The sequence below is a fragment of the Terriglobia bacterium genome (assembly GCA_020073205.1).
Lineage (GTDB): Bacteria > Acidobacteriota > Polarisedimenticolia > Polarisedimenticolales > JAIQFR01 > JAIQFR01.
The window spans coordinates 1-9612 of the sequence record JAIQFR010000135.1 but is presented as its reverse complement, the minus strand read 5'-3'; the positions used below and the strand labels follow the sequence as shown (position 1 = coordinate 9612).

Sequence of the window (9612 nt, the reverse complement as noted above, 5' to 3'; positions counted from 1 at the left end):
GCTCCTGGAGGAAGGATTCGACGTCTACCAGACCCTGGTCGACGACCAGCAGATCGACTGCGTTGTTCGCGGCAGACGTGGAAAAGCGCCGGTCTACCTGGATATCCAGGTCAAGGCTCGCTCTTGTGAGGCCGACCGTAGATCGTGGGGCGTCTGGCCAAGCATCAAGGTCACAGAACCCCGCGAAAACCTGTTCTTTGTCTTCTACTCTGAGCCACTACACAAGACATCCTGGGTGATTCCATCCCAGTACCTTGTTGCTCACTCCAGCCGGGTGCTCAGCGGGGAGTACGAAGGGCGCTTCACCGTCACGCTTGTCACCATGAGCGGGGATTCCGAGCGCGAGAACCCGCTCTTCAGCCGCTACAAGGACTCCTTCAAAGTCCTTCACGACTACATCAAGAGGACCTCAGCGACATAGCCTGGGTGCGCGGGTTGGTGCCCGCACGATGCACACCCCGGGGCATCAGTAGATCCCGTCGATCGGGCCGTTGGCGCGCGCTTCGCACACGCTCTCGGCGCACATCGAGCCGGGCGCGTAGGTGTCGGTTTGGCGGAAGATCTGGGACGGCTCCATGGTCGTCATCGTGTAGGACTCAGCGGTCGCGCCGCCGGCGCAGCAGGCGACGCGCGGGCGCCTAACGGAGGAGACCCCGTCGGAACGCAAGTAGGTGTCAACCACCGGCCGCGGTCGCAGCCGGGCGTCGGTGACTACCGCGGGACCTACAAGCCTCACCTGAAGCGGCCGTTCCATTCCGGCCGGAGTTGTGCCAAGACGGCCGACTCAAGTCGCCTTCGATCGTCCGTCCGACAGAACCGGAGTTCGACCGCGCGTCCCTGCGAAGCTGCCTCAAGCACGTTATGGTTCAGCTTGCAGTTGGTGGACTGGCCACCGACGAAGCAGTTACGCGGTTGGATTGAGCCGTAGCCGGTGGGGCCGAAGCGCCTCGAAAGATCCTCGCATTCGCCGATGTACTTGACCTGCCCAGCGACTGTGAGTGCGTACACACCCTCATGGTGAAGATCGCCAGGAATTCGGAAACGACAGAAGGGCCCCTGACCGTGCGGGTTGAGTGGCAGCCTCCTCTCGTTGCGGTAGGCGGCCTGAGGCATGTACTGGATCAGCGAACCATCGGGGCCGCGATCTGGGTCGAGAGTGGCGACGAAATAGAACCTCACACCTCCGATCTCGACCGCTTCAGGTGCAGTTCGGGGCGAGCATCCTTTGCTCGTGCCTGAGATAGGTGACTCAACCCCTCGGGTGCCCGCCGGGCGCTGCGCTGAGGGCGTTCGTGACGCTGAGACCCCTACCGGCCTCTGGCGTGCGCCTGGCGGCGATTTGGCCTGGTCGCGTAGGTTCCCGCGCTGGAAGAGCACGCCGTTCGGCAAGCCGCCCGGCAAGCTGACCCGGTAGCCGGCATCGAGCCAAGCTGCGGCGTGGCTGTGGGTCGTCGAGTTCGCCCACCAGGCGCGGTGCGTGCGCGCGCTCGCTGGCAACGGGGCTCCGATGATTCGCTGGACCTCGTCAAGCGAGAGCTCCACGCGATCGGTCCCCGATCGCCTCAGATACTCCGTGAGCGGTGCGTACCTACTCGTATTCAACATCCAGGGGCCTGGGCTCTGCCCTCTCAGGCCACCTCTGTCTCACCCAGTCTCTGCCTATCAGCGCCACCTGGCAAGCCAATCAACAGTGCCTGCCTGCGGCCAACCACTGGTTGGTTCAAGCAAGCTTACGGAGCCTGTCCAGGAGTCTGACCATGCTCATGGTGTCGAGGGCGCAGTAGCGGAGGAGGGCGTTCCTCCCCAGCGCGAAGGATCCGACTTGAAACCCTCAAGCTCAAGTTGACGCAACTCCTCGAACGCCCCTGATGCCGCTGCCTTGATCGTCCCCCAGGCGGCGGCGAAGGCCGGCAGAGCCAGGAACGCTCGGATTCCGTCGCACCAGTAGACCCAGGTTTCGTCGGAGATCCGACCAATCTTTCGGAGATAGACCTCCTGGTTCGAGAGGTCGATGTAACGATAGAACACGCCCAGGTGTGCGAGTTGCTGGTGCTCGGCCAGCGGTTGACCGAGTAGTGCCTCGGATGGGAGTTCCTTCGTAAGGTCTCGGAACTCCTTGGACAGCGAATCCTCAAAGGTAGTCGTCGCTTGGCGTTTTGTTAGTCGGACCTGATTCCAGACTAGGATGACACCTACCGCCGTGACAGCTGTGGCGACGATCTGAAGAAGGTCAAGAAGAGTCCTCATTGGCGCTCCCTGGCAGCAGGATAGCGCAGTGACTGCGGAACTACGCCAGCTCGCGGAGCCTGACCAGCAGCCTAACCATGCTCATGGTGTCGAGGGCGCAGTAGCGGAGGAGGGCGTCGCGAAGGCGCTGCTTCTCGTCGGCGGGCATGGCGTCCGCGCGGAACATCAGGCGCTCGAGCTCGACGCTCGCGGTGGCGCCTTCGGCGATTTCGAGGGCGTCGTAGGGGGAGGAAGATCGAGATTGCTTCGTCGTCCCGCCGGAGGCGGGACTCCTCGCAATGACACCAAGTGGGGACGAGATTGCCGCGTCGCCAGGCTGCGCCTGGCTCCTCGCAATGACAGGGGATTCGAGGGCGGGGGTAAGGCCCGGCCCTACGGCGGATGAACCGAGGGGGGACGAGATTGCTTCGTCGCGGGGCTCCGCCCCGCTCCTCGCAATGACACCAAGGGGGATGGGGACGAGGGCGGGGAGGACGGACTTCAGGCTGAAGCTGCCGTGGAAGTCAGGGTGGTAGACGTACTCGCGGACGATGGGCAGGGGGTCCGCGAGGCGCGCGGCGATGTCGAGGAGGTTGTCCGCCAGCTCGGGGACGGCGTCGGCGATCATCTCGATGCGGCCGCGCTCGAAGCGCGCGCTGTAGGCGACGACGGTGCGGGCGCCGCGGCAGGCCGCGACGAGCGCGCGCGCCAGCTCGGGGCGCGGGTCGCCGGGGCCGTCCGCGAGCCACTCGTGGTGGGCGATGGTGCCGTCCGGCCCTGGGCGGTCGCAGCTGAACTGCACCGGGATCTGGTCGTAGGGATGGCACCCGTCCCACACCGGGATCGCGAGCATGACCGTTTCGAAGTCGAGGAAGGCGAGCGGCTCCCGGAAGACGCGGAGGGCCTTCGCGAGCCCGGGCTCGACGATGAGCCGGCCCGTTTGGACCGCGAGCTGCTGGCGCTTCTGGATGGCGGTGAGGCCGCCGGGGGGCAGCTCGGCGATGGTCTCGAAGCCTCGGGCGATGAGGTCGGCGCCGCCGTTGGGCACCTTGTACAGGGTGCTGACGTGGTGCTCCGGCACGTCCCGCCAGCAGCGGCCCATGAACGGGCACTCGTGGGGCGTGCGGCAGTGCTCGCCGATCGGCACGTCGGGGAGGCCGCCCGCGAGCATGCGCAGCTGGCCGGCGATCAGCTCCGGCAGGGCGGGCTGCAGCGCTTCGACCTCGGCGGTGACGTCCTCGCGGACGAAGAGGTCCTCGAGGTGCGGGTAGGTGCACTCGCGGTTGAGGTGCATCAGCTCGGCGCGCGAGACGTCGAGGCCGTTCGACCGCAGCGCGTGGAGCTGGATCGCCACGTCCGGGAGGTGCTCCGGCTTGAGCCTGGTGGAGGACTTCACCTCAATGAGGTGGAAGCGATCGCCTTCGCGCTCGAGGATGTCCACCGCGGCGTACACGTCGCCCCCGGTGAAGGTGGCCTCGTAGATCGCCGGGACGCGGTAGAAGAGCAGCTCCCGGGTCCTCGAGATCCGCGTGGCGAAGGCGTCGTGCGGCAGGTCCACGAGCTCGCCGCCGGGGACGTAGGTCCGCGCGACCTCGCCCACGCGCGTGCCCTGGTCGAAGATCGCCTGCTGCGCGGGGCCGACGACGAGCTCCGGCGAGTCGGGCTCGTGCACGCGCCACCACAGCTGCTTGTGGCACTGGAGCCCGGCCGTGAACCGGGACTTGGACAGGCGGTAGGTGCCGGCCATGGGATGTAGGGCCTCCGGGCCTGGGGAGCGCTCGGATGGCGATGGGCCAGTCTAGTCCAACGGGAGCACGCGCGGAGCGCGCGCTCCACAGAGACGCCGGCCTCGATCGCGGGTTCGAGGGCGGGGGCAAGCCCCGCCCCTACATGAGACGAGACAGGGGATTCGGGGGCGGAGGTCGTCGCCGCGTCGGCCCTCACCCCGGCCCTCTCCCGCACGCGGGAGAGGGTGCACGCCAGGGCGGGGGCAAGCCCCGCCCCCAAAAGGAAGGAGGCAGCGGGTTCGAGGGCGGGGACAGGCCCCGGCGCTACTGCCGAGAGGCCAGGGCTTTCTTGACGGCGGCCTCGGCGAGGGGGGCCATGACAGCGTACCCCGCCAGGTTGGGATGCACGCCGTCGTCGCTCAGCTCGCGCCTCATGCCCCCGCGTTCGTCGGCCATCGCGCTGTAGTAGTCGAGGTAGACGGCGCCGGTTCGCGCGGCGAAGGCCTTGATGAGGGCGTTGAGCGCGACGATCTTCGGCGCCGGCTCGAGGCCGGGGCGCCAAGGGAAGTCGAGCGCCGGCAGGACCGACGCGAGGACGACCCTGATCCCGTGCGCACGCGCGAGCTCGGCCATCGAGGCCAGGTTGGCCAGCGTCATCTCCGGAGTGGACGGCCCGGTGTTGCCGGCAACGTCGTTCGTCCCCGCCAGCATCACGACGACCTTCGGCTCGAGCTCGATCACGTCCTGGTGGAAGCGCACCAGCATCTGCGGGGTCGTCTGGCCGCCGATGCCGCGGTCGACGTATGGCTGTCCCTCGAAGAATGCGGGGACGACGCGCTTCCACCCCTCGGTGATCGAGTCGCCGAAGAAGACGATGCGCTCCTCGCCGCGGCGCGGAGGCCCGAGCCGTTCGTCTTCGCCACGATACCGGTCGAGGCCGGCCCAGTCCTGCGGCGCCGGCAGAGCGCCCGACGCGGAGCGGCTGGCGGGGAGGGTCTTCCCGGTCGCGCCCGAGCGCCCGCCCATGCCGGACGAGTTGCGCGCTTTGACGTATCCCTCGGCGTAGGCGACGTCCGCCTCGTACCCGCGGACGCGCGCCAGAGCGACGTACATGTCGAACCACTCCGCCGGGTTCTGCGAGGCGTGCCGGTACGTGGCCGCCTGCTTCTTCGCCAGGGTTTCGGTGATGTCCACATAGTCGGTGGGGACGAACCGGAACGAGGTCGTGTGCGGGCCGTTCGCCGTCTCGTAGAAGTAGAGGTCGAAGGCGACGCGGGTGTCCTGGAACGCGCGCCAGGCGAGGATGCCGGACGCCTGGTGGTCGGGGTGCACGTCGAGCGGCCACGGCGCGACGACGGTGGCCGGCGTTAGCGGCAGGAGCACCTTGACCAGGTTCTCGGCGTTCGCCGCGTCGGCCGCCAGCGAGCCGTCAACCGCGCCGAAAAACTCCACCTTCGCCCCGAGGAGCGCGGCTGCGCTGCGGGACTCCTCGGCGCGGACCGCGCGCGCCTCCTCCCCGGTCTTCCGGTAGACCGCCAGCTCGCCGCCGGTCATGGCGAGGATGACGACATCCTCGCCCGCCGCAACGGTGTTGGCGATCAGGCCTCCGCACGATGCTTCCGCGTCGTCGGGGTGCGGGGCGATGACGACGACGGTTCCGGACGACGATCCGGCCGCCAGGACGAGCGCGAGGCCGATGCACAACGACAGGAGCCTGAATTTCACGCGTGACCTCCCATGCTAGGTGCTGGCGGGAACGGTAGCACCGCAGCGAGCGGGGTCAAGCCCGTTCGCGGCGGCTTGAGGCTCCCCCACCTCGCCTCCCCCGCAAGCGGGGGAGGTATCCCAAGAGGGCGCGCGCCACACTGTCGTTCACCCCCTCCGGCATGCCACACTGACGTTCACCCTCTCCCACGCGCCACACTGTCGTTCACCCCCTCCGGCATGCCACACTGACGTTCACCCTCTCCCGCGTGCCACACTGTCGTTCACCCCCTCCGGCATGCCACACTGACGTTCACCCTCTCCCGCGTGCGGGAGAGGGCCGGGGTGAGGGCGCTGGCGGCGGCTTGGAGCTCCCCACGACCACAGGCGACGTTCGGGCGGCGCGTATCATGCGGCCCGTGCATCACGACGTACCGGCCGCGGCGGGGTGACACCGTGCGCGGCGCCTCTTGCGCAGCGGTTCGCGGGGTCCGGCGCATCGGTCCCCGCGCCGGAGGTGACGATGGTGGCGATGGCGCTGTGTCTAGTGCTTGCCGGGCCGAGCCTCGCAGGGACGAATCCGCCCGCTGCGGGCGCTGACATGACGATCGAGTACCGCGGCTCGGCACCGGAGGGGCTGGTCGGAAACGGGCGGAGCGTGGTCAAGGTGCGGCCCGACGGGTTCGAGTTCTTCTCGGGCGGCACCGCCACCGGCCGGTTTCGCCTGGTGATCGACGGCGTCGCGCGCGAGATCGCCTCCCGCGACATCTCTGCGACGTTCTTTCCCGGCGGCGTGGAGTACCGCGCCGTGGTCGGCGGCCTCGTGGTCCGCGTGCTCCACGGTGCGACCGCCGAGACGCCGTACGCGACGGTGATCCGCGTCGAGCGCGCCACCGGCCCGGTCGCGATGGAGGTGGAGAGCCGCGGCGAGCCCGCGATCCTCCCGAGCGGCCGAATCCCGGTGACTCTCGTGGACGGGGAGGGGACGGTCATCGTGGCGGCGGGGCCGGGCGCGGCGCCGACGTCGTACGAGGACGCCAGGCGCCGCTTCGAGGAGCCGTACGTCGGAGGACTGCAGCTCGAGACGCCGGCGCACGCAATCGACCGCGCCGTCCGGTTCAACCGCTTCCTGCTCGACCTCGGCTTCGACGGCCGCCTGCACGTGTGCGAGATCTTCCGCTGGCGCGACGTCTGGTCGCGGGATCTCGGGTCGGGGCTCGCCCCCGGCGCGATGATCGGCGGACGCTTCGCGGCGGCCCGCACGACGATCGAGTACGACCTCCGCCGCTACGCCGCGGCGAACCCGAAGGGCCTGAAGGTGACGGAGGATCCCTCCCAGGGAGGCTCGGCGGAGGGCACCGCGTGGCTGACCCGGGCCGTGTGGCGCTACTACGTCCTCACGGGTGATAAGGCGTTTCTCGCCGCCGCCGAACGCACGCTGCGGCCGTGGGTCGAGGCGTGGATCGACCGCGACCCCGCCGAGACCGGTCTGCTGGTCGACGTCACCGAGTGGATGGACCACTCGCGCTTCTTCCTCTTCCCGGACGGTGCGCGGGTGCTCTACTCCAACGTGCTCTTCGCCGAACTGCTCGGCACGTTCTCCACGATCGAGCGCACGCTGGGCGACCCGGCCGCGGCACGCCGGCTCGAGGGTGTGCAGGCCCGTTTCGTTCGCGGGATCAATGCGGTCCTGTGGAACGACGCGACCGGCGAGTACGACAACCTCTCGCTCTGGGGCCGGCGCGACGAGCGTTCGTCCTCCGGGGAGAACGCGCTCGCCGTCCTTTGCGGCGTGGCGCCCGCCGACCGGGCGACGCGCGCCCTGGCCGCGGTGCGCGCGAGGAACTGGCGGCCGGCCGGCTCGGTCACGATCGCGCCGCCGATGACGCACGTCGACGAGCGCAACGACCACAACTTCAAGGTGTGGCCGTGGTGGAACGCGGTCGAGGCGCGGGCAAGGCTGCGGACCGGCGACATCGACGGCGGGATTCACCTCCTGGAGAGGTGCGCGGCGACGCTGGAGGACGAGCACTACCCCGGGCTCATCGAGGAGCTGGTGACGCCGGAGGGCGTCAGCGAAGGGGGCCACGCGTTCCTGAGCGCCGCCGGTTCGTTCCTCGATGGCATCTTCGAGGGTCTCCTGGGCATCGAGGTCCTCGAGCCCGGCTGCGTCCGGCTCCGCGTGTCGCCCAACGTGCCGGCAAGCTGGACGAGCTGGCGGGCGCAGGTGCCGCTGCCGGAGGGCGATCTGTTCCTGACCTTCGCCGACGGCCGGCTCCTCATCCGCGTGACGGATCCCCGCGTGAAACTGATCGAAGCGCCGGGGGCCGCCAGGGTCGAAGGCGCGCAGCGTGCGACCCTGTCCGGACCTCGTCTGCCGGAGCCGGCGGAATGGACGGCCCCGGAGGCTGTGCCTGTGCCGGCGCTCCGGCAGCGAAACGCGGCGACGTTCTTCGAGGAGGGGATCCCGGCTGCGTCCCTGCCCGGCCTCCCGGGGCGCCGCGTGTCGGCTGAGGATCTCGCCCGCCTTGATCCGGCCGACGTCGGCGCGCTGGTCGTCGCCGGCAACGCGTTGCCGCGCAGGACCCGGAGCGGGAGCGATCTCCAGCCCGCGCTGGCGCGGTTCCTCGATCGCGGGGGCGCCCTCGTCTTCTACGGCGCGACCATGCAGGACCGCGGCACGATGGGGGAGACCGGCGGCGTGATCGACTGGTACGAGTTCCGCCCGGTCGCCCGGTTCCAGACCGTGACCGAATGGAAACTGAGGCCTTCGAACGACGGCCCGGGCGTCGCGCGGGAGAGCGAGCGGGGGATGCGGGAAGGCTGGTTCCGCCCCGACCTCCCCGACGCCGACTGGACCGACGTGAAGGTGCCATCGTGGTGGGAGGACCACCTCGGCGCGTCGTACGACGGCTGGGGGTGGTATCGGGCGCATGTCCGGCTTCCGGCGGGCGCCATTGGGGCGACGGTCGTGGTGAACGCCGGCAAGATCGACGACGACGAGTGGACCTACGTGAACGGCGTCATGATCGGCAGTACGCGCGGTGCCCAAAGGGTCCGGCACTACGAGATCAAGCCCGGCGATCCGGCCTATGCCGCGCTGAACTTCGGCGGCGACAACGTCGTCGCGATCCAGGTGCTCGACGGCGGGGGAGCCGGGGGGATGTGGGCGGGCGTTCCGGGGATCGGCCCGATGACCGGCACGCTGGCGTGGACGCCCGTCAGCCCGGTCGAGGGCGCGGCGATCGACCAGCCGGTGCGGCATGGGGTGGTGTCGTGGGGACCGGGCGGCGCCTTCTTCAACTCGTGGGAGACGTCGCGCGGAGCGTTCGGGTTCAGGATCGACGGGCACGGCGTGGAGTTTTCGGGCCCGCTTGGCGCCCTTGGGTCCCTCGACATCGACGTGCATGAGGCCTTCACCGATTTTGCGGTCAGCCGGCCGTGGATCTTCCAGCCGCTGGCGTTCACCGAGACGCACCGGAAGCTCCTCTTCCCGGACCACGGTGAGCACTACCCGTGCGCGGCGCGAGTGGTCAACCGGGAGACCGGGGGGGAGATCGTGCTCATCCCTGCATCGGTCGCGCGGACCCCTGCCGGCTCCGCGGTGCTGGAGAGCTTGCGGATCAGGTCCGAGAGCACGCGCTGAACCCCGGCACTGCGAGGCGCCGTCGTCTTGGCAGCATCGCGAGCCCTGCCGGAGCAACGACAATCATTTCCCCTGTCCTTGCGAGCGAGTATGGGCACGTCCTTCCGCCTTCCTTGTCATTGCGAGCGAAGCGAAGCAATCTCGAGGTCTAAGGAGGGCGGCCCCCCTCCTCGTGCTCGCGTTCTGGCGGGACGGGTTCGTGTGTCTCACGCTGCTGCCGGTGCTGGCGCTGGTGCGCCCGCGGTTGCTCCGGTTCGAGCGGCGCAATCTCCCCTACCTCGTCCTCTACGGACTCATGCTCGCGACGTT

General features: G+C 69.2%; 5 protein-coding genes. 2 read left to right on the top strand and 3 right to left on the bottom strand.

The annotated features are described in order from the left end of the window. On the top strand, nt 1-421 hold a 421-nt coding region (locus tag LAO51_18540; protein ID MBZ5640741.1), incomplete at its 5' end, for a hypothetical protein. 1340 nt (nt 422-1761) lie between these two features. Here the strand turns inward: LAO51_18540 and LAO51_18535 are convergent. The 3 genes from LAO51_18535 to LAO51_18525 all read right to left on the bottom strand — a co-directional run bounded on the left by LAO51_18535 (nt 1762) and on the right by LAO51_18525 (nt 5678). Then, entirely contained in the window at nt 1762-2247 is a 486-nt protein-coding gene (locus LAO51_18535) for a hypothetical protein (protein ID MBZ5640740.1), read from the bottom strand. A gap of 40 nt (nt 2248-2287) precedes the next feature. Further along, nucleotides 2288-3973: a DUF2779 domain-containing protein gene (locus tag LAO51_18530; protein MBZ5640739.1), complete on the bottom strand. Its 1686-nt coding sequence runs from the start codon at nt 3971-3973 to the stop codon at nt 2288-2290. 304 nt (nt 3974-4277) lie between these two features. Continuing rightward, nucleotides 4278-5678 (bottom strand): PIG-L family deacetylase, encoded by a 1401-nt coding sequence (locus tag LAO51_18525; protein MBZ5640738.1) that lies wholly within the window; start codon nt 5676-5678, stop codon nt 4278-4280. 502 nt (nt 5679-6180) lie between these two features. Here LAO51_18525 and LAO51_18520 point away from each other — a divergent pair. Then, complete coding sequence (locus LAO51_18520; protein ID MBZ5640737.1) at nt 6181-9303, top strand: hypothetical protein; 3123 nt, start codon at nt 6181-6183, stop codon at nt 9301-9303. The last annotated feature ends 309 nt before the right edge of the window (nt 9304-9612 follow it).

Excerpts from the sequence above, each read along its gene's own strand:
- LAO51_18530 (MBZ5640739.1), bottom strand. The coding sequence starts at position 3,973 with ATGGCCGGCACCTACCGCCTGTCCAAGTCCCGGTTCACGGCCGGGCTC.
- LAO51_18520 (MBZ5640737.1), top strand. The coding sequence starts at position 6,181 with ATGGTGGCGATGGCGCTGTGTCTAGTGCTTGCCGGGCCGAGCCTCGCA.
- LAO51_18535 (MBZ5640740.1), bottom strand. The coding sequence starts at position 2,247 with ATGAGGACTCTTCTTGACCTTCTTCAGATCGTCGCCACAGCTGTCACG.